Annotated in this window: 23 protein-coding genes, 1 pseudogene and 1 riboswitch; of the genes and pseudogenes, 16 read left to right on the top strand and 8 right to left on the bottom strand. The window is 65.1% G+C overall.

Translation table 11 applies throughout. The features are described 5' to 3' along the window. The first annotated feature begins 27 nt into the window (after window positions 1-27). The 5 genes and pseudogenes from AXW67_RS18980 (at window position 28) to AXW67_RS19000 (ending at window position 3,901) form a co-directional block, all read left to right on the top strand. Window positions 28-917 (top strand): annotated as a pseudogene (locus AXW67_RS18980) (branched-chain amino acid aminotransferase). A gap of 103 nt (window positions 918-1,020) precedes the next feature. Beyond that, window positions 1,021-1,545, top strand: coding sequence for a YegJ family protein (locus AXW67_RS18985; protein WP_063679152.1), 525 nt, complete (start codon window positions 1,021-1,023; stop codon window positions 1,543-1,545). A 232-nt stretch (window positions 1,546-1,777) separates the two neighbouring features. Continuing rightward, the gene (hisS, locus tag AXW67_RS18990; protein WP_430648724.1) at window positions 1,778-3,160 is read left to right on the top strand and encodes a histidine--tRNA ligase; all 1,383 of its coding nucleotides are present in this window, start codon (window positions 1,778-1,780) and stop codon (window positions 3,158-3,160) included. A 68-nt stretch (window positions 3,161-3,228) separates the two neighbouring features. Beyond that, a complete protein-coding gene (locus tag AXW67_RS18995; protein WP_145927713.1) occupies window positions 3,229-3,483 on the top strand; it encodes a tautomerase family protein in 255 nt (84 codons plus the stop codon). A gap of 22 nt (window positions 3,484-3,505) precedes the next feature. Beyond that, window positions 3,506-3,901 carry a thioesterase family protein gene (locus AXW67_RS19000; RefSeq protein ID WP_027551891.1) on the top strand — a complete coding sequence of 132 codons (396 nt, stop codon included), beginning with the start codon at window positions 3,506-3,508 and terminating at the stop codon, window positions 3,899-3,901. Window positions 3,902-4,031: 130 nt separating this feature from the next. On the opposite strand, the gene proC is transcribed toward AXW67_RS19000, so the two are convergent. Both proC and AXW67_RS19010 read right to left on the bottom strand, forming a co-directional pair. Beyond that, window positions 4,032-4,868, bottom strand: coding sequence for a pyrroline-5-carboxylate reductase (gene proC, locus AXW67_RS19005; RefSeq protein ID WP_245315626.1), 837 nt, complete (start codon window positions 4,866-4,868; stop codon window positions 4,032-4,034). A gap of 211 nt (window positions 4,869-5,079) precedes the next feature. Continuing rightward, complete coding sequence (locus AXW67_RS19010) at window positions 5,080-5,580, bottom strand: type III secretion system chaperone family protein (protein ID WP_027551889.1); 501 nt, start codon at window positions 5,578-5,580, stop codon at window positions 5,080-5,082. Window positions 5,581-5,999: 419 nt separating this feature from the next. After that, window positions 6,000-6,159: riboswitch (FMN riboswitch) on the top strand. Between the two features lie 75 nt (window positions 6,160-6,234). On the opposite strand from AXW67_RS19010, the gene AXW67_RS19015 reads away from it, so the two are divergent. The 9 genes from AXW67_RS19015 to AXW67_RS19055 all read left to right on the top strand — a co-directional run bounded on the left by AXW67_RS19015 (window position 6,235) and on the right by AXW67_RS19055 (window position 15,825). Continuing rightward, window positions 6,235-6,807, top strand: a complete 573-nt coding sequence (locus tag AXW67_RS19015) for a 6,7-dimethyl-8-ribityllumazine synthase (RefSeq protein ID WP_027551888.1) — start codon at window positions 6,235-6,237, stop codon at window positions 6,805-6,807. A 253-nt stretch (window positions 6,808-7,060) separates the two neighbouring features. Then, window positions 7,061-8,263: an MHYT domain-containing protein gene (locus tag AXW67_RS19020; RefSeq protein ID WP_063679092.1), complete on the top strand. Its 1,203-nt coding sequence runs from the start codon at window positions 7,061-7,063 to the stop codon at window positions 8,261-8,263. Between the two features lie 226 nt (window positions 8,264-8,489). Further along, window positions 8,490-9,353 (top strand): FAD binding domain-containing protein, encoded by an 864-nt coding sequence (locus tag AXW67_RS19025; protein ID WP_063679153.1) that lies wholly within the window; start codon window positions 8,490-8,492, stop codon window positions 9,351-9,353. 13 nt (window positions 9,354-9,366) lie between these two features. Continuing rightward, a complete protein-coding gene (locus AXW67_RS19030; RefSeq protein WP_063679093.1) occupies window positions 9,367-9,867 on the top strand; it encodes a (2Fe-2S)-binding protein in 501 nt (166 codons plus the stop codon). Next, complete coding sequence (locus AXW67_RS19035) at window positions 9,864-12,284, top strand: aerobic carbon-monoxide dehydrogenase large subunit (protein ID WP_027551884.1); 2,421 nt, start codon at window positions 9,864-9,866, stop codon at window positions 12,282-12,284. The genes AXW67_RS19030 and AXW67_RS19035 overlap by 4 nt, the downstream gene beginning before the upstream one ends. A gap of 150 nt (window positions 12,285-12,434) precedes the next feature. Beyond that, window positions 12,435-13,301, top strand: coding sequence for an AAA family ATPase (locus tag AXW67_RS19040; protein ID WP_063679094.1), 867 nt, complete (start codon window positions 12,435-12,437; stop codon window positions 13,299-13,301). Continuing rightward, window positions 13,298-14,506 carry a vWA domain-containing protein gene (locus AXW67_RS19045; RefSeq protein WP_063679095.1) on the top strand — a complete coding sequence of 403 codons (1,209 nt, stop codon included), beginning with the start codon at window positions 13,298-13,300 and terminating at the stop codon, window positions 14,504-14,506. The genes AXW67_RS19040 and AXW67_RS19045 overlap by 4 nt, the downstream gene beginning before the upstream one ends. A gap of 11 nt (window positions 14,507-14,517) precedes the next feature. Next, the gene (locus AXW67_RS19050; protein WP_063679096.1) at window positions 14,518-15,357 is read left to right on the top strand and encodes an XdhC family protein; all 840 of its coding nucleotides are present in this window, start codon (window positions 14,518-14,520) and stop codon (window positions 15,355-15,357) included. Window positions 15,358-15,366: 9 nt separating this feature from the next. Beyond that, window positions 15,367-15,825 (top strand): SRPBCC family protein, encoded by a 459-nt coding sequence (locus AXW67_RS19055; protein WP_063679097.1) that lies wholly within the window; start codon window positions 15,367-15,369, stop codon window positions 15,823-15,825. Between the two features lie 119 nt (window positions 15,826-15,944). On the opposite strand, the gene AXW67_RS19060 is transcribed toward AXW67_RS19055, so the two are convergent. Together AXW67_RS19060 and AXW67_RS19065 are read right to left on the bottom strand one after the other, a co-directional pair. Next, window positions 15,945-16,898, bottom strand: coding sequence for a ribose-phosphate pyrophosphokinase (locus tag AXW67_RS19060; protein WP_027551879.1), 954 nt, complete (start codon window positions 16,896-16,898; stop codon window positions 15,945-15,947). A gap of 197 nt (window positions 16,899-17,095) precedes the next feature. Continuing rightward, on the bottom strand, window positions 17,096-17,722 hold the full coding sequence (locus tag AXW67_RS19065; RefSeq protein ID WP_063679098.1) for a hypothetical protein: 627 nt from the start codon (window positions 17,720-17,722) through the stop codon (window positions 17,096-17,098). Window positions 17,723-17,838: 116 nt separating this feature from the next. Here AXW67_RS19065 and AXW67_RS19070 point away from each other — a divergent pair, with 116 nt between their 5' ends. Beyond that, entirely contained in the window at window positions 17,839-18,399 is a 561-nt protein-coding gene (locus AXW67_RS19070) for a hypothetical protein (RefSeq protein WP_145927715.1), read from the top strand. Between the two features lie 53 nt (window positions 18,400-18,452). Here AXW67_RS19070 and pgeF read toward each other — a convergent pair whose 3' ends face one another. The 4 genes from pgeF to AXW67_RS19090 are packed head-to-tail and all read right to left on the bottom strand — an operon-like array spanning window position 18,453 to window position 21,945. After that, window positions 18,453-19,220, bottom strand: coding sequence for a peptidoglycan editing factor PgeF (gene pgeF, locus AXW67_RS19075; protein ID WP_063679100.1), 768 nt, complete (start codon window positions 19,218-19,220; stop codon window positions 18,453-18,455). Then, the gene (locus tag AXW67_RS19080) at window positions 19,217-20,335 is read right to left on the bottom strand and encodes a class I SAM-dependent methyltransferase (RefSeq protein WP_027551876.1); all 1,119 of its coding nucleotides are present in this window, start codon (window positions 20,333-20,335) and stop codon (window positions 19,217-19,219) included. Before AXW67_RS19080 ends, pgeF begins: the two co-directional genes overlap by 4 nt. 21 nt (window positions 20,336-20,356) lie before the next feature. After that, complete coding sequence (lgt, locus tag AXW67_RS19085; protein WP_063679101.1) at window positions 20,357-21,199, bottom strand: prolipoprotein diacylglyceryl transferase; 843 nt, start codon at window positions 21,197-21,199, stop codon at window positions 20,357-20,359. 14 nt (window positions 21,200-21,213) lie between these two features. Next, on the bottom strand, window positions 21,214-21,945 hold the full coding sequence (locus AXW67_RS19090) for a dienelactone hydrolase family protein (RefSeq protein ID WP_063679102.1): 732 nt from the start codon (window positions 21,943-21,945) through the stop codon (window positions 21,214-21,216). Window positions 21,946-22,109: 164 nt separating this feature from the next. Here AXW67_RS19090 and AXW67_RS19095 point away from each other — a divergent pair, with 164 nt between their 5' ends. After that, window positions 22,110-22,361 (top strand): accessory factor UbiK family protein, encoded by a 252-nt coding sequence (locus tag AXW67_RS19095; RefSeq protein WP_063679154.1) that lies wholly within the window; start codon window positions 22,110-22,112, stop codon window positions 22,359-22,361. Window positions 22,362-22,585: the final 224 nt, after the last annotated feature.

Below are 22,585 nucleotides of genomic sequence, written 5' to 3' on the forward strand. Positions count from 1 at the left end.
AAAATTCAACAGCACCGGGAGAGAGCCATGGGAGTTTCATTCGACAATATCGACGGCGTCATCTGGTTCGACGGCAAGCTCGTGCCGTGGAAGGAGGCCAATGTCCATGTGCTGACCCATGGCCTGCACTATGCGAGCTGCGTGTTCGAGGGTGAGCGCGCCTATGGCGGCAAAGTGTTCAGGAGCACCGCGCATTCCGAGCGGCTCAAGGCGTCGGCCAACATCCTCGATTTCGAGATCCCCTGGTCGATCGCGGAGATCGATGCCGCAAAACAGCTCGTGATCGACAGCAACGGCCTGCCGAATGCCTATCTGCGTCCGATCGCCTGGCGCGGCTCGGAGATGATGGGCGTTTCGGCGCCGAACAACACCATCCATCTGGCGATCGCGGCCTGGACCTGGCCGAGCTATTTCGATCCCGCTGCGCGGCTGAAGGGCATCCGCATCGATCTTGCGGAATATCGCCGGCCCGATCCGCGCACGATCCCCGCGCTCGCCAAGGCGAGCGGCCTCTACATGATCTGCACCATCTCCAGCACAAGGCCGAACGGAAGGGCTATGCCGATGCGATGATGCTGGACTGGGAGGGCAGGGTGGCCGAATGCACCGGCGCCAACATCTTCTTCGTGCGCGACGGCAAGCTGCAAACCCCGATCGCCGACTGCTTCCTGCCCGGGATCACGCGCGCGACCGTGATCGAGCTGGCGCAGCGTCGCGGCATCGAGGTGGTCGAGCGCCGTATCATGCCGGAGGAGCTCGACGGCTTCACCGAGTGCTTCATCACGGGCTCGGCGGCCGAAGTGACGCCAGTCGCCGAGATTGCGCAATGGAAGTTCACGCCTGGCGCGATCTCCGAGCAGTTGATGCGCGACTACGCAGCGGAAGTGCGGCCGAAGGGCAAGCAGGCGGCGGCGTAAGGCGTAAGGGAAGAGCAGCTTGCTTGTGGCTTCCAGCGCCATGAACTCCCCCGCGCGCCCGCGCGACAAAGCCGAAAGACATCATGGCATCCGGACCTCGATCATGGCCTCCACGCTCCCTCAACCCCTGAAATGGGTCCTTCTCGCCGCCGTCACGGGTGTCACGGTCTTCGGCATCCTGACCATCGGGCCCAGGGCCGAAGTCGTGGCGCAGGAACGCTCGCCCGTCGTCGACGTGCGCACGGCCGATGCGCAGATGAACGCGGCGATCGCGCGGGCGCGGGATACGTTGCCGACATTCTGGGCCTCCTATGACGCGCCGAAGCCGATCGAGACCGGACATTCCCTGAAAGTGCGCTTTCCGACCCGCAAGGGCGCCGAGCACATCTGGATGGCCGAAGTGAAGAAGCTGCCGAACGGGACCTATTCGGGCGTCTTTGCCAACGAACCGCGCGATCTGCCCGGCAAGCGGGCAGGCGACCTGGTTGAGTTCGCGCAAACCGACATCTCGGACTGGATGTTCATGCTCAACGGCAAGATCGTCGGCGGCGAAACCATCAAGCCGTTGCTGAAGTCGATGCCCAGGGCGGATGCCGACGCCCTGCGTGCGCGGATGGAGCAGCCGTAGTTCTCTTTCTCTCTCCCCGCAGTGGGGCGAGGTTAGACTAGGCGTTTGCCGGCCGGCTGGTAGCTCGATGTAGGCTTTGTAAGTCAACGTGTATGTTGTAAGTCAGCATTGGCTTACAAAGCTTACAACGAGCGACATGTCCGAAAAACCCAAAAAACCTCAAAAACTTAAGGCGCGCCTGCCGCGCGGGCTCGAGGATCGCGATCCCGCCGCGATCAAGGCGGCGCGCCAGATGGTCGAGAAGATCCGCGCCGTCTACGAGCTCTACGGGTTCGAGCCCGTGGAGACGCCGGCGATGGAATATACCGACGCGCTCGGCAAGTTCCTGCCCGACCAGGATCGCCCGAACGAGGGCGTGTTCTCGTTCCAGGACGATGACGAGCAGTGGATTTCGCTCCGCTACGATTTGACCGCGCCGCTCGCGCGCTACGTCGCCGAGAATTTCGACACGCTGCCAAAGCCCTATCGCAGCTACCGCGCCGGCTATGTCTTCCGCAACGAAAAGCCCGGCCCCGGCCGCTTCCGCCAGTTCATGCAGTTCGATGCGGATACGGTGGGCTCGGCCACGCCGGCTGCGGACGCCGAGATCTGCATGATGGCCGCCGACACGATGGAAGCGCTCGGGATTGCGCGCGGCTCCTATGTGGTGAAGGTGAACAACCGCAAGGTGCTCGATGGCGTGCGCGATGCGCTCGGCATCGCCGATGACGGCCAGTGGCTCACTGTCATGCGCGCGATCGACAAGCTCGACCGGCTCGGCCTTGACGGTGTCCGGCAGTTGCTCGGCGCGGGTCGCAAGGATGAGTCCGGAGACTTCACCAAGGGGGCAGGGTTGAAGGAGGACGACATCGCGCTCGTCGTCTCCGCGATCGAACAGAACAAAGACACTCCGATCGATCCGCGCCTCAGTGCGAGCGCGATCGGGCAACAGGGCCGCGACGAGCTCGATCAGATCAGCAAGCTCGTGAAGGCCGCAGGTTATGGCGAGGATCGCATCAAGATCGATCCCTCCGTCGTGCGCGGTCTCGAATACTACACGGGCCCCGTCTACGAGGTTGAACTCCTGCTCGACACCAAGGACGAGAAGGGCCGCCCGGTGCGCTTCGGCTCGGTCGGCGGCGGTGGTCGCTATGATGGCCTGGTCTCGCGCTTCCGCGGCGAGCCGGTGCCGGCGACCGGTTTCTCGATTGGCGTCTCGCGCCTTCAGGCGGCGCTGACGCTGCTCGGCAAGCTCGACACCCGGCCCGAATTCGGGCCCGTCGTCGTCACCGTGTTCGATCGCGATCGTGTCGCCGACTATCAGAAGATGGTCGCCACGCTGCGAGGTGCAGGCATCCGCGCCGAGCTCTATCTCGGCAATCCCAAGAACATGGGCAACCAGCTCAAATATGCCGACCGCCGTAACGCACCCTGCGTCATCATCCAGGGTTCGGACGAGAAGGCGCGCGGCGAGGTGCAGATCAAGGACCTGATCGAGGGCGCGAAAGCGGCCGCCGCCATTGCCTCCAACCAGGAATGGCGCGAGAGCCGCCCGGCGCAGTTCTCATGCAGCGAAGCCGACCTCGTCGCCAGGGTGCAAGAAGTGCTGGCGCGCCATGACGTAAGCTGGGGCTAGCCATACGCTCCAGTCGTCATGCCCGGGCTTGTCCCGGGCACCCACGTCCTGTTTGATGCGCAGCGACGATGAAGGGCCGGGGTGAGCTCGGCCATCGCCAAAGCAGCAGGGAGAAGACGATGCCTGAGATCACCATCAGCATGGCCGAAGGCCGCACCGACGAACAGAAGGCCGGCATGATGCGCGACATCACGCAAGCGCTGGTGAAGAATCTCGGCGTCGATGCCGAAGCCGTCGTCATCCAGATCAACGAAGCCCCGCTTCGCCACAAGATGAAGGGCGGCAAGACCTTCGTCGAGCGCGCGGCCGCGGCGAAGAAATAGTTTTGGCTGGCGCGGCATCAGCATGGACGCACGCGATTTCATCAAGATCGGCATGAGCGCCGAGCGTACGCTGGTGGTCCCAGCGGAGCGCACGGTCGGGCATTTCGTGCCGGGCATGCCGATGGTCTACGCGACGCCGATGATGATCCTGGAGATGGAGATGACCTCGGGCGATGCGATCCGCTCTGCGCTTCAGCCGGGCTGGGTTACGGTCGGCACCGAGGTCGACATCCGACACCTGGCAGCCGCGCTCGTCGGTGCGACGGTGCGAACCACTGCAAAGGTGATCGCAGTGGAGCGCCGCGTCATCCGGTTCGAGGTCGAGGCGTTCGAGGGCGCGCGCAAGCTCGGTGAGGGCCGCCACGCCCGCGGTCTCGTCAATGTCGAGCTGTTCAACAAGCGGCTGGGTGCGACGTAACCAAGTGCACCGACACCGTAGGGTGGGCAGAGGCGCGAAGCGCCGTGCCCACCATCTCTCCGAGATCGCCGCTGAAGTGGTGGGCACGCTTCGCTTTGCCCACCCTACGGCACTCACCGTGAGGGTCTAGCTACTTGGCCAGTTCCTTCGAGCGCCTCGTCGCCGCGGCGATCGCGCGGATCATCAGATCGCGCAGGCCGGGCAGGCCCATCAGCACTTCGAGCGCAGCAGCGGTGGTGCCGCCGGGCGAAGTCACGTTCTGGCGCAGCGTGCTTGCGGCAAGGTCCGAGCGACGCAGCAATTCGCCGGCACCAGAGACCGTCTCGCGTGCGAGTGTCGTTGCGAGCGCCTCGGGCAGCCCGGCTTCCACGCCAGCACGCGCGAGCTCTTCGGCAAGCAGGAACACATAGGCCGGGCCCGAGCCGGACACGGCGGTTACCGCATCCATCAGGCCTTCATCGTCCACCCATTCCACCGAGCCTGTGGCGCGCAGCAGCGCATCCGCCACGGCGCGCTGCTGCGCGCTGACATTGTTCGCTGCGACCGCCACGGTAATGCCGCGGCCGATCGCGGCCGGCGTGTTCGGCATCGCGCGCACCACGGCGCCGCCGCAGACCTCCTGCAGCGAGGCGATCGTGGTTCCCGCCATGATCGACACGACCGAGGTCTTGTCCGACACGAATGGCTTCATCCTGGCGCCGGCCTCGCGGAACATCTGCGGCTTCACCGCGACGACCAGCGTCTCGACCGCGCCGGCTGCCTTCACGTCGGGATTGAGTGCAACGCCTTTTGCGGCGAGCGCACTGATCTCTGGCGAGAGCTGCGGATCGATCACCGCGACACGGCGCGGATCGAGCCCGCCCGCCAGCCACCCGGTCAGCATCGCGCCGCCCATCTTGCCGGCGCCGGCCAGGAGGATGGTGCCGGTGATGTTCTTGAGAGTGCTGTTATCGGCCACTGCGGTCACCACAAACAAAGCTGTCGTCCCGGCGAAGGCCGGGACCCCCGCGCGAGCGCTTGCGCTCGTCGCGTACCACGACTGGTTCTAGTGGATGGAAGGCAGAGCAACAAGCATCGTCAAATACGGCGAATTCACGCGGTATGGGTCCCGGCCTTCGCCGGGACGACGATGAGGAGGGATTTCTGCCTCCCTCACGGCGTTGGGGAGGGCGGCGTGCTTACGCCTCTCCCGCCGTATCGAACATCGCCGCATCCATCGCTTCGGTCGTGGACTTGCCCGCCCACACCACGAACTGGAACGCCGGGAAATAGCGCTCGCAGGCGTGGATGGCGCCGGCGAGCATGGCCTCGCATTGCGCGGTCGAGGCGGTCAGGCCGCCCGGCAGCACCAGCGCTTGGCGGTGCATGATCATGCCGGTGTTGGTCCACAGATCGAAATGTCCGATCCACAATTGCTCGTTGACGGCGGCGACGAGCCGCTGGACCTCCGGCCGGCGCGCGACCGGGATCTTCATGTCGAACGCGCAGGCCAGATGCAGCGCTTCGATGTCGCCCATCCAGGTGAAGGAGAGCTGATAGTCCGTCCACTGTCCCTTGGAGACGATGGTGAGCTCGTCCTCGCCGGAACGTTCGAACGGCCAGTTGTTGCTGGCGGCAATGTCCTCGACCACCGCGAGCGGATGGTTTCGGGAATCGATGGTACCTTCGAGCAGGGACATGCCGTCTCGACCTCTTGCCTTCTTGTTGTCTTTGATACGCACGCGGTTGGCCGGCGCACACTCCCTCAACATCGCTGCGACGATCCCTCGGAGTCGCTCTCGCGATCCCCTTGGGCGCGGGCCTGTCGCGGATCAAGTGATGTGATTTGCGGAATCTGCGCAACCGGGTCCCGAGTCCGTCCACAAGTCAGGACTCACTCGTCCACAGCTCATCTCTTCGCCATAATTCTTAACGTAGAGAACAAACCGGAATCGGATTCCCGAAAGCGTGCCACTCGCTAATTCCGTCCCGCGAGGGCCGGACCGCCAAGAGGACCTCCAAGTCGGCATGGGACCATGCGGTTTCCCCATACGGAACGTGCTTGCCGGAGCCGCTCGCCGGCGTCATATTTCCGTTCAGGTCGCTCATTCCGGGCGGCCGATGTTCTCAGGGCGGGGTGAAAGTCCCCACCGGCGGTAAGGACCGAAAGGCCCAAGCCCGCGAGCGCCTTCCAAGAGGGATTTTTCCCGAAGGAAGGGTCAGCAGATTCGGTGCGACTCCGAAGCCGACGGTCAAAGTCCGGATGAAAGAGAACGGTCGGAGGCAGACGCATCGCAGGATGCGGCTGTTTGTCGTTCCGTGTGCCCTGATTCTGGTCCTTGAGAAGGAAAGCCATGAATCAGATGTTGCAAGACCCGCAAGTCGAAACCTCTCAGCAAACCCAAATGCCGCCGCCGGTTCCGCAGGATCCGCCGCCGGCGATCGAGCATCCGCGCTTCGCCAAGCCGCAGCGGGTCGCCTTCGTGCAGGCCTGCTGGCACCACGACGTGGTCGAGGAGGCCCGCATCGCCTTCTTGAAGGAGGCCGAGGCACGCCACCTCAATCATGTCGACGTGTTCGAGGTGCCCGGTTCGTTCGAGATCCCGCTGCATGCGCAGATCCTTGCCAAGACGCGGCGCTACACCGCGATCGTTGCGGCCGGGCTCGTCGTCGACGGCGGCATCTACCGCCACGAGTTCGTCGCCGACACCGTGATCAAAGCGTTGATGGACGTGCAACTCCGCACCGAAGTCCCGGTGTTCTCGGCGGTGCTGACGCCGCAGCAATTCCACGAGACCGAGGTGCACTACGACTTCTTCCGCAGGCACTTCGCGATCAAGGGCGTCGAAGTCGCGGAAGCCTGCGCCAACACGCTGCACGGGCTCGAGCGCCTGCGCGGCCAGGTCGCGGCGGGGATTGTGGGCTAGGTTGCAAAGACTCTTACCGCTCATCCTGAGGAGCGCGTCATCGAAGGATGAAGGCCACGATCGAGCCTCATGGTTCTCCAGGTGATGCGAAGCATTCCGGGAGACGGCGCTTGCGCGCCTCTTCACCATGAGGCTCTTGCAGTGCGCCTGGGGGCCGGCCTCACACGGCGCTGATTGTCAATCCCGCCGCCGTCCCTATAAAGTCGGCGGCGGGAGGAGGACGTTCCGTGGAGACGGGGCGGCCGACAAGATCATGTTCGAAGGACACGATCCCTATCTCGTCGCGCTCTCTGTGGCGATCGCGAGCCTGGGTGGCTATACCGGCTTTGCGCTCGCGGCCCGCATCCGCAGCACGCCCGGCGTCAGTAACCGCATGCTGCTCGCGGGCGCGGCGGCGTTTCTGGCGGTCGGGATCTGGACCATGCATTTCGTCGGCATGCTGGCCGCACCGCTGCCGCCCGACACCGTCTATCTCGTCCTGCCCACCATCATCTCGTTCCTGATCTGCGCGCTGGTGGTTGGCATCTCCCTGTTCTTCGTCTCGATCGGCGAGCCGTCACTGAAGCGGGTGGCCTCGTCAGCCGTGTTGCTCGGCGTCGGTATCGCCAGCATGCATTATGTTGGCATCCACGGCCTCGCCGGGTCCTTCGGCATCGCGCACGACCCCTCGATGGTGCTGCTGTCGATCCTGGTCGCGGTCGTCACCGCCTATGGCGGCCTGCGCGCCTTCCTGGCGCAGCAGGAAGGTGTCCGTCTGATCGTGAGCTCGATCGCCTTTGGCGTTGCGGTGTCCGGCATGCATTACACCGCGATGCTCGGCATGCATTTCGAGCCGCTCACGGGCTCGGCGCATCACCATCTCGGCGGCAGCCTTGCCGCGTCGCAGCAAGTCTTGTCGATCGTCGTTGCCGTGCTGTGCTTCGTGATCGCGGCCGGCTTCCTGTTGTCGCTGGTGCCGGACCCGCGGCGGCAGGCGCAGGTGTCGGTCGCCGCCGATCCGGTCGCGCCGCTGGCTATGCGAACCACCGTGGAGCCGGTCGCGCTGGCCGCCACATCGCCGCGGCCGGTGGCGCCGCTCGGTGGCCTCGGTCAGCCACCTCGTGCGCCGGCGCCGCGGCTGCCGGTCGAAGGCGCCGACGGCACCCATTTCATCGAGACGGCCCATGTGCGCAGCGTTCGGGCGGATGCGCATTATACGCGCGTCCATGACGGCACCCGCGAGCGGATGTGCCCCTGGTCGATCTCCGAAGCCGAGGCGCAGCTCGATCCCTCGCTGTTCCTGCGGGTGCACCGCAGCCATATCGTCGCGATCTCCCACGTCGCGCACGTCCGCAAGGAAGGCGACGGTGCCGTGCTCGAGCTCGACGGTCCGTCGCCGCACCGCGTACCGGTGAGCCGGGCCAAGATCGCCGAGGTGAAGGCGCGGCTGGGGCTGGTCAATCGGCGCCACGCGTAAAGCTCTCTCACTCCCTCTCCCCGCCCTCTATCTCTCTCCCCGCTCTTACGGGGAGAGGTGAAGAGCCAGCCATACGTCGCCGACCCTGACGCAATTCGTGCGTCCCCATCCGCAATTCGTGCAAAAACCCCGCCTTTGTGCCCGAATGATTGCGCCGAGCCCCGCCGGGAGGGACCGTCCCGCCAACGTCCGCGCTTTGAGCGCCAAGGACGAGTGGGAGGAGACGATGATCCCGGGATCATTCAGCTATCACCGGCCGGCGAGTGTCGCCGATGCCGTCAAACTCTTGTCCGACCTCGGCGAGGATGCTCGGCCACTGGCCGGCGGGCACAGCCTTGTGCCGATGATGAAGCTTCGGCTCGCGACCCCCGCCCATCTCGTCGACCTGCACGGCATCGCCGGCCTGAAGGGCATCCGCCGCGACGGCAACAATCTCGTCATCGGTGCGATGACCACCCAGCACGATCTTCTGGCCTCCGATGAGGTCGGCAAGTCGGTGCCGATCCTGAATGAGGCGGCCCTGCTGATCGCCGATCCGCAGGTGCGCTACCGCGGCACGATCGGCGGCAACGTCGCCAATGGCGATCCCGGCAACGACATGCCGGCGCTGATGATGACGCTGGGCGCGACCTATCGCCTCGAAGGCCCCGGCGGCGCCCGCGAAGTGGCGGCCGCCGAGTTCTACCAGGGCGCCTATTTCACCGCGCTCGAGCCGGGCGAGATCCTGACTTCAATCTCGGTCCCCGTGCCTCCGGCCGGCCACGGCTACGCCTACGAAAAGCTCAAGCGCAAGGTCGGCGATTACGCCACCGCGGCCGCGGCCGTCGTGCTGACGATGGCAGGCGACAAGGTGGCGACCTGCACGATCGGGCTCACCAATGTCCACGAGACGCCGTTGCTCGCCGCCGACGCCGCCAACGCCGTGATCGGCACGAGCCTCGACGCCACGTCGCTGAAGAACGCGGCGGCGGCAGCGGAAGCGATCATGTCACCGGCCGCGGATGCCCGCGGGCCGGTCGAATACCGCAAGCATGTCGGCGGCATCATGGTGACGCGCGCGCTGCAACGCGCTGCCGCCAACACGAAATGACGGGAGGGGATCGATGGCAAAAACACATGTGACCATGAAGGTGAACGGCGCCGAGGTCGAAGGCCTCGTCGAACCGCGCACGCTGCTGGTGCATTTCATCCGCGAAAACTTGCAGATGACCGGCACCCATATCGGCTGTGAGACCACCCATTGCGGCGCCTGCACTGTCGACATCGACGGCATGTCAGTGAAGTCCTGCACGATGTTCGCCGTCCAGGCCAACGGCTCCGACATCACCACCATCGAAGGCATGGCCAACGCCGACGGCACGCTGTCGGCCCTGCAGGAAGGCTTCCGCATGATGCACGGCCTGCAATGCGGCTTCTGCACGCCCGGCATGATCATGCGCGCGCACCGGCTGCTGAAGGAGAATCCGTCGCCGAGCGAGCAGGAGATCCGGATGGGCATCTCCGGCAATATCTGCCGCTGCACCGGCTACCAGAACATCGTCAAAGCAATCCAGTACGCCGCCGCCAAGATCAACGGCGTGGAATTCCGGGAGGCCGCAGAATGAATGACATGACTCCCACGCGGGAACAACGCACCGCCGCGCTCGAGGGCATGGGCTGCAAGCGCAAGCGCGTCGAGGACATCCGCTTCACGCAAGGCAAGGGTAACTATGTCGACGACGTCAAGCTGCCGGGCATGCTGCACGGCGACTTCGTCCGCTCGCCGCATCCGCATGCGCGGGTCAAGAAGATCGACGACAGCGAAGCGTTGAAAGTCCCCGGCGTGCTCGCGGTCATCACCGCCGAGACGCTGAAGACCGTCAACCTCGCCTGGATGCCGACACTCGCCGGCGACGTGCAGATGGTTTTGGCCGACGGCAAGGTACTGTTCCAGAACCAGGAAGTGGCCTTCGTCGTCGCGACCGACCGCTACGCCGCTGATGACGGCATCAACAAGGTGGTGGTCGAATACGAGCCGCTGCCGCCGCTGATCGATCCGTTCAAGTCGATGGACGCCGATGCGCCGGTGCTGCGCGAGGACCTCGCCGGCAAGACGTCGGGCGCGCACGGCCCCCGCAAGCACCACAACCACATCTTCGAGTGGACCGTCGGCGACAAGGAGCTGACCGACGCCGCCTTCAAGAAGGCGGAGGTGACGATCAAGGAGATGATCTCCTATCACCGCACCCATCCGTCGCCGCTCGAGACCTGCCAGTGCGTCTGCTCCTTCGACAAGATCAAGGGTGAGCTGACGATCTACGGCACGTTCCAGGCGCCGCATGTGATCCGCACCGTGGTGTCGCTGATCGCAAAGTTGCCGGAGCAGAAGATTCATGTCATCGCGCCCGACATCGGCGGCGGCTTCGGCAACAAGGTCGGCGCCTATCCCGGCTATATCTGTGCGGCCGTGGCTTCGATCGTCACCGGCAAGCCGGTGAAATGGGTCGAGGACCGCATCGAGAACCTCACTGCGACCTCGTTCGCGCGCGATTACCACATGACGACGGAGATCGCGGCGACCAAGGACGGCAAGGTCACAGGGCTTCGCGTCCACGTGCTCGCCGATCACGGCGCGTTCGACGCCTGTGCCGACCCGTCGAAATGGCCGGCCGGCTTCTTCAACATCGTCACCGGCTCCTACGACTTCCCGACCGCGCATCTGGCGGTGGACGGCGTCTACACCAACAAGGCGCCGGGCGGCGTCGCCTACCGTTGCTCGTTCCGTGTCACGGAGGCGGCCTATTGCATCGAGCGCGCCATGGATATTCTGGCACAGAAGCTCAACATGGATCCGGCCGAGCTGCGGCTGAAGAACTTCATCAAGTCGGAGCAGTTCCCGTATCATTCGGCGCTGGGCTGGGAATACGATTCCGGCGACTATCACACCGCCATGCGCAAGATGATGGAGACGACCGGCTACGCCGCGCTCCGGAAAGAGCAGGCCGAAAAGCGCGCGGCGTTCGCGCGCGGCGAGACCCGCGAGATCATGGGGCTCGGGGTCTCCTTCTTCACCGAGATCGTCGGCGCCGGACCGTCGAAGAACTGCGACATCCTCGGCATCGCGATGTTCGATTCCTGCGAGATCCGCATGCATCCGACCGGTGCGGGCATCGCTCGCATGGGCACCAAGAGCCAGGGCCAGGGCCACGAGACCACCTGGGCCCAGATCATCGCGACCGAGATCGGCATTCCCGCCGACAACATCCAGGTCGAGGAGGGCAACACCGACACCGCGCCCTACGGGCTCGGCACCTACGGCTCGCGCTCGACGCCGGTTGCTGGTGCCGCAATCGCGATGGCGGCGCGAAAGATCAAGGCCAAGGCGCAGATGATCGCAGCCTACAAGCTCGAGGTCCACGAGGACGATCTCGAATGGGACATCGACGGCTTCCGCGTGAAGGGGCTGCCCGAGAAGTTCATGTCGATGAAGGATATCTGCTGGGCGGCGTACAACTCCGTGCCGCCGGGCATGGAGCCGGGGCTGGAAGCGGTCAGCTACTACGATCCGCCCAACATGACCTATCCGTTTGGCGCCTATCTCTGCGTGATGGACATCGATGTCGATACCGGCGTGTACAAGGTCCGGCGCTTCTACGCGCTCGACGATTGCGGCACCCGCATCAACCCGATGATCATCGAGGGGCAGGTGCATGGCGGCCTGACCGAAGCCTTCGCCATCGCGATGGGCCAGGAGATCCGCTACGACGAGACCGGCAACGTCGTCACCGGCTCGTTCATGGATTTCTTCATGCCGACCGCGGTCGAGACCCCGCATTGGGAGACCGACTTTACTGTCACCCCGTCGCCGCATCACCCGATCGGCGCCAAGGGCGTCGGCGAGAGCCCGAATGTCGGCGGCGTGCCGGCCTTCTCCAACGCCGTCAACGACGCGTTCTCGTTCTTGGGGTCCACGCACATCCAGATGCCGCACGACTACTGGCGCAACTGGAAGGCGGCAAAGGAGCTGGGAGCGGTGGCGTAGCGCGATTGGCGAAGGCCGGGCCGTCATCCTTCGAGACGCGGCGCAAGCGCCGCTCCTCAGGATGAGGTTTGGACTCTCATGGTGAGGAGCGCGTCTTCGCGCGTCTCGAACCATGAGGTCACAGAAAGAACGGCATTGGTTCGAGAAACGATGAAGAACCGCGACGAGATCACCCGCGCCTTGGCCGCATCGGGCTACATCGCCGATAAGGATCTGGCGACGGCGATCTCGTTGATGCGGCTGCTGCGGCGCCCGCTGCTCCTGGAGGGCGAGGCGGGCGTCGGCAAGACAGAGGTGGCGAAGGCGCTCGCCAAGGTGCATGCGACCGAGCTGATCCGCCTGCAATGCTATGAGGGCCTCGACCAATCCTCCGCGATCTACGAATGGAATTACCAGCGTCAATTGCTGGCGATCCAGGCCCATCGCGGCACCGACAGCATCGAGGACCAGATCTTCTCGGAAAAATACCTGCTGGAGCGTCCGCTGCTCGCCGCGATCCGGCGGGCGCAGGCGCCGGTGCTGCTGATCGACGAGATCGACCGCGCCGACGACGAATTCGAGGCGTTCCTGCTGGAGTTGCTCTCCGACTTCCAGGTCTCGATTCCCGAGCTCGGCACCATTGCCGCGATCACAATCCCGCATGTGGTGCTGACCTCGAACGGCACGCGCGAGCTCTCCGACGCGCTGCGCCGGCGCTGCCTCTATCACTACGTCGATTACCCCGATGTCGACCGCGAGGCCCGCATCATCCTGGCACGGATCGCCGGTGCGAGCCCGTCGCTGTCACTCCAGATCGCGCGCATGGTCGAGGGCGTGCGCAAGGAAGAGCTGCGCAAGGTCCCGGGCGTGGCGGAGACGCTTGACTGGGCGGCAGCCCTGGTCGGCCTCGACATCCGCGATCTTCATGATGCGCCCGAGACCGTGCACGAGACCCTGGTCTGTCTTTTGAAGACGCAGGAGGATCGCGCCCGCGTCACGCCGGAGGTCACGCAGCGCCTTTTGGGGAGGGTTGCATGAGCTGCTGCGGCTCCAGCCCCGGGTACGATGATCTCAACCAGGTCTCCCGCCTCGTCTCGGCAAGGCTTGCGGCTTTCCTGCGCACCCTGCGCGATGCCGGCTTCCGGATCGGGCTTGCCGAAGGGCAGGATGCCGCGACGCTCATGTCATCAGGCTATGCGGCGCGACCGGGCCTGCTGCGCGCGGCGTTCAAGCATTTGTTCTCGGCGCGCAAGTCCGACTGGGACAAGTTCGACGGGCTGTTCGATGCGTTCTGGCTCGGCAAGCGCGTGCGCTCGCGTTCCCGCACCATTGGGTCTGTCCCCGGCGCCCACAACCCGTCGCTGAAGAGCTTGCAGGACAAGATAGCGGAGCAGGGGGGCGGACAGCCCGTCACCGACCAGCTTCCGTCCTCGGACGATGCGCCGGAAGGCCGCTCCGGCGAAGGCCGCATGGAAGGCGCTTCGCGTGCGGAAAATCTCGCCGAGGTCGATTTCAGAAAACTCAGCGATCCCGACCAGCTCGCGCAGGCCAACGAAGCGGCGGCGCAGCTCGCGAGGGTGATGCGCGCGCGCCTGACCCGGCGCGATCTGGCTCGCCGGCGCGGCTATCGGCTCGACCTCAGGCGCACCATCCACCGCAACATCAGCCATGGCGGCGTGCCGATCAGCCTCGTGAAACGCCAGCGCAAGGACAAGCCGCTGCGGCTCATTGTTCTTCTCGATGCGTCGGGCTCGATGAGCATGTACACCTCCGTGTTCCTGCGCTTCATCCATGGCGTGCTCGACGAATTCCGCGAGGCCGAGGCGTTCCTGTTCCACACGCGGCTCGCCTATGTGTCCGATGCGCTGAAGGAGAAAGATGCGGGACGTGCGCTCGATCGGCTCTCGATCATGGCGCAGGGCGCTGGCGGCGGCACGCGGATCGGCGAGAGCCTGCAGACCTTCAACCGCTGGCATGCCGCGCGCGTGATCCATTCGCGCAGTTGCGTGATGATCGTCTCCGACGGCTATGAGACCGGCGATGCCGATCTGCTCGGGCGGGAAATGGCCGCGCTGTCGCGGCGCTGCCGGCGTATCGTCTGGCTCAATCCGATGATGGCCTGGGAGGGCTATGCGCCCGAGGCGAGGGGCATCAAGGCCGCGCTGCCGCATGTCGATCTCTATGCTCCCGCCAACACGCTGCAAAGCCTGCGCGCGCTCGAACCCTATCTCGCAAAGCTCTAGAGGAGGCACCGATGACCGCTCATGTCGAAGTGCTGGATCTGGTGGCCCAGATGAAGGCCGCAGAGCGCGCCTTCGTCCTCGCGACCGTGGTGCGTACCGTTTCGGTCACCGCGGCGAAAGCCGGCGCGAAGGCGATCATCGCAGCCGACGGCACCATCGTCGCCGGCTGGATCGGCGGCGGCTGCGCCCGCGGCGCCGTGCTGAAGGCGGCGCGTGAGGCGCTTGCGGACGGCGAGCCGCGCATGGTCTCGGTGCAGCCGGAGAATTTGCTCGCCGAGCTGGGGGTAAGGGCGGGCGACAGCCGCGATGGCATCCGCTTCGCCAGCAACATGTGCCCGAGCAAGGGCACCATGGACATCTTCGTCGAGCCGGTGCTGCCTCACCCTTCGCTCGTCATTTTCGGCGCGAGCCCGGTGGCGCTGTCGCTCGCGGCGCAGGCGCGCACGCTTGGCTACCACGTCACGCTCGCCGCGCCCTCAGCCGATCTCACCGTTCCGCCGGACGCCGACACACTCATCGACGGCTACCAGCTCGGGGAGCTCGGCGAAGCAAAGCGCTTCATCGTGGTCTCGACGCAGGGCAAGGGTGATGAAGCCGCCTTGCGGGCCGCGATCGCGACGAAGGCCGACTATCACGCCTTCGTCGGCAGCCGCCGCAAGATGGCCTCGCTTCGCGCCAGGCTCATTGCGGAAGGCGCGAATGCTGGTGCGATCGATTCCGTGAAGGCGCCGGCCGGGCTCGATCTCGGCGCCATCACGCCGGAGGAGATCGCGATGTCGATCCTCGCCGAGATCACCCGGGAACGCCGGCGCGGCCAGCGCGCCGCCAATCAGGCAGCAACGAAAGAGTGAGAGCCGATCATGCAGATGAACGACAGCCAGCGTATCCCCGCCCCACGCGAGCAGGTCTGGGCGGCACTGAATGACCCCGCCGTGCTGAAGCAGTGCATTCCCGGCTGTCAGGTGTTAGAGGTGACCGGTCCGAACGAGATGACCGCCACGGTGGTGTTCAAGGTCGGCCCGGTGAAGGCGACGTTCGGCGGCAAGGTAACCCTGTCCGACCTCGATCCGCCCAACCGCTATCGCATCTCGGGCGAGGGCTCCGGCGGCGTCGCCGGCTTTGCCAAGGGCGGGGCGGTCGTGCGGCTGGAATCGGAAAGCGCCGACGTCACGGTGCTGCACTACGAGGTCGATGCGCAGATCGGCGGCAAGCTCGCCCAGCTCGGCGCGCGGCTGATCAACTCGACCGCAACGAAGCTTGCCGGCGAATTCTTCGCGTCGTTTGCCGAGGTGGTGGGTGCGAAGGCCGAGGTGAGCTAGTCTAGGAGATCGTAGGGTAGGCAAAGCGAAGCGTGCCCACCGCTATCATCGAAAACAGAAAAGGTGGGCACGGCGGGTCGCGCCTTTGCCCACCCTACGATTCTACGAGGTCAGCGTGCTCAGTCGAACAGGCTCGACACCGACTCTTCCGCTGCGGTGCGCGCGATCGCGTCGGAGATCAGGCTGGCGATCGGCAGCGTGCGGATGTTCGGCGCCTTGGTCACCGCGTCCGTCGGCAGGATCGAGTCGGTGATGACCAGCTCTTTCAGCTTCGAGGAGGAGATGCGGGCGGCCGCGCCGCCGGACAGCACGCCGTGCGTGATGTAGGCGTAGACGTCCTTGGCGCCCTTGGCGATCAGCGCGTCGGCCGCGTTCACCAGCGTGCCACCGGAATCGACGATGTCGTCGACGAGGATGCAGGTGTAGCCGGCAACGTCGCCGATCACGTTCATGACCTCGGACTCGCCGGGACGTTCGCGCCGCTTGTCGACGATCGCGAGCGGGGTGTTGATGCGCTTGGCGAGCCCGCGCGCACGCGCCACGCCGCCGACGTCAGGGGAGATCACCATCACCTTGGAGAGGTCGAACTTCTCCTTGATGTCGCGCACCATCAGCGGCGCCGCGTAGAGATTGTCGGTCGGGATGTCGAAGAAACCCTGGATCTGGCCGGCATGCAGGTCGAGCGTCATGACGCGGTCGACGCCGGCCTGCGTGATCAAATTGGCGACGAGCTTTGCCGAAATCGGCGTGCGCGAACCCGATTTGCGGTCCTGCCGGGCGTAGCCGAAATAGGGCAGCACCGCGGTGATGCGGCGCGCCGACGACCGGCGCAGCGCGTCGGTGATGATCAGGAGCTCCATCAGATGGTCGTTCGCCGGGAACGAGGTCGACTGGATGATGAAGGCGTCCGAGCCGCGGACGTTCTCCTGGATCTCGACGAAGATCTCCATGTCGGCGAAGCGCCGCACCACCGCTTTGGTCAGCGGCAGGTCCAGCCCCTGCGCAATGGCCTGGGCGAGAGCCGGATTGGAGTTGCCGGCGACAAGCTTGATTGAGCCGTTTTTGGCCGACATGGACGCTTCCTCCCGCGCTTTGCTGGATACGACGTTCAACATCTGGGAATACCCACTGGAAGCACGGTTACGACGGGCGAGGAAATATCAGGCCCAAGGCCGAACTGGCAACCCGGGATGCTACGTTTTCCAAGCGAAAATCCTGAGTCCGGTCAACAGTTTGGGCGGGACTTGGGGCCGTGGTTTAGCCGTGGTTATCACTCGGCGTAGCCGAGTGCGGCGGCGGGCATCTCCGGCGCTGTGGCGCCCGGCAGCACGCTCGCCACGGCAGGCCCCCTCAGCCCCGGGGCGGCCCCGGGCGCATCCGGCGACGTCCCATTGATCATGTTGGAAAGTCCGCTGAATCCGGCCTGGGCGATCTTCCGAAGCACCAGATCGTCGGCGGCCGACCAGGGATCGCGCCCACCCTTGGCCGAGGCCGGTTCCTCACCGGACAGCCGCAGCGCCCGCTGCTGGTTGGCGTCGTAGACGTCCCAGACCCAGGCGATCACGGTCTTGCCGCGGACGACCTGGGCGGAGAGGTAGCTGCGCACGCGATAGGCTGCCGTCCCCTCGCGGGAGACGACGGCCAGGCTGCGCAGCTTGGATTCGCTGTCGAGCACGCCGACCATGCGGTCGAACACCTGCGGCGGCGGCCCGTCGATGGATTCGAAGGCGACCGTCGCCCCGCTGCCGGCACTCGGCGCCGCCATCGCATAGGAGTTGCTCGGCGCGCCGCCGCCGGCGCAGCCGCCGAGGGCGCAAGCGATCGCGATCGATGCGGCCGTGATTGCGGCGCGGACGATTGTCCCGGTTTCGCGCAGACAGGTTGACGCTTCCCTCATTGCGCCTTGCGATACCTTTAAAATGTCTTAACGTCTAGGGCAGGCGCGACACATGGCTTAACAGATAAGGTCAGTGCGCATGGGGGTGGTACCATGGGGGCGGTACGATGAGGGGCTTGGCGCTCGGCGTGATCGTCGCGTGCTTTGGCATGGGGCCAGCTGCCGCTGAGGAGAGTGCGGCGCAGGTCATTCAATCCTTCGGACTGGTCGGGACGTGGTCGGTCGATTGCAAGCGGGATCCAAATCAGGTTTGCACGAACAACGGTTGCGGCGCGCGGATGACATACATTGTGCCGTCCGCCGGACCGCCAACGATTAGAAACGTGATAGGAACGTTTTCACCCGGGCAGGTGAGAACATTCGTCAGCACGATTCATTCGGCCACGCGCATCGCGGACGACAAGATCAAGATCGTGTCGGTCCAGGACCCTCCACCTAGCACCACGCTCGTGTGGTGGCGTCAGCCTGGTGAGGTTTGGGAGATCGTTCTGCTCAAGGTCGGCGACAAATATCGAACCTTTTCCGCGCATCGCGATGACTGGAAGAAGATTTCGGAAGACGGTGGTTTTGACGTCCGGCCCCCTCCACCGCCCCCGCCCGCCACGCAGTACGATGTACTGCCGACCCGATGGTTGCGAGGGAAGGAAACGCTGCTGTTAGAGAAATGCAGCGACTGATGCATTTAAAGGGGCGACGGCGATTGGCCTAACTCAATTGCTCTTAGATGCCCTTACCCCTCCAGCGCGATCGCGTGGATGTGACGGCCGTAGTCCGGCTCCTTGCGATGCACCGAGCGGCGGTAGCTGAAGAAGCGCTCGTCGGCATAGGTGTCGAGACCGAGATCGTCGATCATCAGAACGCCGGCGCCCTCGAGCCGCTTCCGGATGAAGCCGGCGAGATCGAACATCGCGTGGCCGTCGCGCACCGACGGGATGAAGAACATTGTGTTCTCCGCATCCGCCTCGATGAAGCGCGCCACGAACTCGTTGCCGACTTCATAGCTTTCCTGGCGGATCAGCGGGCCGATCGCGGCGATGATGCTGCCGCGCGCGGCGCCGAGCTGCTCCATTGCAGAAATCGTTGCCTCCAGCACGCCGGTCAGCGCGCCCTTCCAGCCGGCATGGGCGCCGCCGATGACGCGCGCATGGGGGTCGACGAACAGCACCGGCCCGCAATCGGCCGTGGAGACGCCGAGCGCGATGCCGGGTGTTCTGGTGACCAGCGCATCGCCCTTGGGCCGCGGCCCGCTCGGCCATGGGGTTTCGGCGACGAGGACGTCGGGCGAATGGATCTGGTGCAGGCTGAGGAAGCGCTCCGGTGCGACGCCGACATGCTCGGCCATGCGGCGGCGGTTCTCCGCGACATGGGCCGGATCGTCATTGGAGCCTAGCCCGCCATTGAGCGCGGCGTAGATGCCGCTAGAGACGCCGCCCTCGCGGGTGAAGAAGGCGTGGCGCAGGCCGGGCACCGCCGACAGCAGCGACGAAGCGATGGTCATGAGGCCCCTCCAGCCTGTTCGAGATCGCTGAGGCCTGCGATGCCGGTCAGCCGCGGCTCGGAGATGCCGAGCACCTTGAACATCGATCCCATGCCGCTGCGTCCGGTGTCGGTCAGGCGCTTGTGCGCCAGTGAAATGTCGGAGGCGACGTCCGGCGTCGCTTTCTGCATCAAGGCGGCTGCGCGGGTATCGATGCCGACGCGCTTGAGGAAATCGCCCTGCGTCACCGGGCCGTGCACGCGGGCGCCGACGTCCTCGGCGGCGCGCGCCAGCGCCTGGAAGTCGACATGGGCGGTGACGTCGGCCTGGCCCGGCGCCTTCAAGGGATCGGTGAAGCTGTGGCGCGCGATCGCCTGGAAGGTGTCACCGGCGTCGCTGCGCAAGTGCCCGTAATCGATGATCAGGGCCGCACCGTCCTGCTCGCGCACGCGCGTCGCAAGCTTCATGATCTCGGTGTCGGGGCGCCATTCGAACACCGCGCCGACCGGCGCCGCGCGCACCAAGGGCGGTAGCAGCACGTCGAAGCGCGGGGTCGGCTCAGCCGCCGCGCCGAACTCGAGCCTGCCGTTGCCGTCGATCTCGACCACGCGCTCATGCCAGCCGTTCTCGTGCCGGACCATCTGGTGGATCGGCAGCACGTCGAAATATTCGTTGGCGAGGATGATGCTCGGGCCCTCGGGCACGTCGTCGATGCTGTCGTGCCAGGTAATGTTGCGCACGCTGGACAGCGTCGCCATCTGCCGCTCGCGCAGCACCGGGTTGACCTCGACCATGTGGATATGAAGCGACTGGTACAGCGGCGGCAGCACCCGCAGAGCGCGCAGCGCATCCGCCATCATGGTGCCGCGTCCGGGGCCGAGCTCGATCAGCCGCAGCAACTGCGGCGAGCCCATCTGCTTCCATACCGATGCGCTCCACAGGCCGAGCAACTCGCCGAACATCTGGCTGACCTCGGGTGCGGTGGTGAAGTCGCCCTCGCGGCCGAGCGGATCGCGCGACACGTAATAGCCGTAGCGCGGATGCATCAGGCACAGTTCCATGTAGCGCCAGACCGGCATCGGGCCAGACGATTTGATCAGTGCCTTGATCTCGTTCAACAACGGCGAGTCGGTCACAGCCTGCTTTCTTGAAATGAATTAACGAACGGCCTCTGCAGGCCTCGGCGCCCCGCGCCGCACTGCCCATACAATAAGTATGCCGCCGACAATAAGCATCGGGATCGACAACAGCATGCCCATGGTTAATCCGCCCCACAGGAAGCCGAGCTGGGCATCCGGCTCGCGGAAATGCTCGCCGATGATCCGGGTCAGGCCGTAGATCAGGATGAAGCTGCCGAGGATCAGTCCCGGCCGTTTCAAGGCGCCGAGCCGGATCATCACTGCGAGTACGATGAAGAGCAGGATGCCTTCCATGCCCGCCTCATAGAGTTGGCTCGGATGGCGCGGCACATCACCGCCGGTCGGAAAGATCATCGCCCAAGGCAGGCTTGGGGCGGCGGGACGGCCCCACAGCTCGCCATTGATGAAGTTCGTCAGCCGCACCAGGAAAATGCCGATCGGCGCTACGCCGCAGGTGATGTCACCGAGCGACAGGATCGAGACGCCATTCTTGCGTGCGAACCACATCACCGCCACGACGCAACCGAGGAAACCGCCGTGGAAGGACATGCCGCCTTCCCACAATCTGAAGATCGCAGCCGGATGCTCGATGAAGAAAGGCAGGTTGTAGAACAACACGTAACCGGTGCGGCCACCGAGAATGATGCCGAGCGTCACCCACAATATGAAATCATCGATCTGCGACAGGCTGATCGGCGATCCGCCGGCCCATAGCCTCTCGTTCTTGATCAGTGCGCGCGCATAGAGCCAGCCGAGCACGATCCCGCCGATATAGCCGAGGGCATACCAGCGGATCGCAAACGGCCCGATTGCGACCGCGACCGGATTGAACGACGGAAAATCGATGAGCAGGAGGGGCATCAGGCCTTCTGTATCTAGACGAGATTGCGGCGATAGAGTGCCAGCAGCCGCTCCCAGTGCCGCTCGGCCGCGTCGCGGTCATAGACCGGACGCTTGGGGAAGGCGAAGCCGTGATGGGTGCCGGGATAGATCTCCACCTCCGCTTTCGCGCCGCTCATGCCCTGCTTCACCTTCTCGATGATCTCGGCCGGCGCGTAGATGTCGGTCTCGGCGCAGGCGAAATAGAGTTCGGCCTTGGTCTTGCCGGCAGCAAGATGCGGGCTGTCGTCCTGGTCCGTCGCAAGCTGCGTGCCGTAGATCGAGGCAGCCGCCTTGACGCGATCGGGAAAATGGGTGGCGGCGTTGACGGCGTAGCGGCCGCTCATGCAGTAGCCGACGGTCCCGATCAGCTTGGTGTTCGCGGCCGCCTGGCCCTCGGCGTAGGCGAGCAGGGCTTTGGTGTCTTCCATGATCATGGGGATGCTGAGCGAGCCCATGAACTGGAACATGCGCTTGCGTTCCGGCGCATTCGGGTCGGCCGGCAGGGGCCCAAGCTCCATCACGCCGGAGCGGTAGTAGAGATTCGGCAGCATCACGTAATAGCCCGATGTCGCGAGCCGGCGCGCCATGTCGCGCAGCTCCTCGCGGATCGCCGGCGCATCCATGTAGAACAGGATGATCGGGAACGGCCCGCCGCGCTCGGGATGGCTGATGAAGGTTGCGGTGTGGCCGTCCTTGGTGGGAATTGCGATCTGCTGCTCGATCATCTCTTTGCGCCTTGTGATTCTTCTTATGCAGGGACGTTGAATACGATTGCAAGGAAACCGGGGCATGACAAGGATAGCCCCAGCCTCGCAAAGACCCTTGAACCGCCCTGTCGGGATTGCCATTGTCTTTGCAGCTGTTCGCGCAAAGTTTATCGGAGACCGCCATGACCCAGACCACCAACCGCTTTTTCGACGAGATTGGCCGTCTGATGAACGACGCCGCCGGTGCCGCCCAGGGCGTCAAGCGCGAGTTCGACACGGTGATGCGCACCCAAGCCGAAAAATTCCTGCGCGACATGGATCTCGTCAAGCGCGAGGAGTTCGAGGCGGTCAAGGACATGGCGCGCCTCGCCCGCGAGGAGAACGAGGCGCTGAAGGCGCGCATCGCCGCGCTGGAGGCCAAGCTGGGCGGCTAGGGTGCGCTTACCCTCCCCTGGAGGGGGAGGGTCGATGTGCATGCAGCGAAGCGGAATACGCAGCGGGGTGGGGTGATCTCTCCCCGCGGGCACCGCCTAAATGGATGGACTGTCACCCCACCCCGGCGCTACGCGCCGACCCACGAGCGAGCTACGCTCGTCTCGGACCCCTCCAGGGGAGGGTGGCAGCCCATTCTCCTTGTCATTTCCGCATCTTCCGGGTA

Origin of the sequence: Bradyrhizobium neotropicale, assembly GCF_001641695.1 — a bacterium.
Lineage (GTDB): Bacteria > Pseudomonadota > Alphaproteobacteria > Rhizobiales > Xanthobacteraceae > Bradyrhizobium > Bradyrhizobium neotropicale.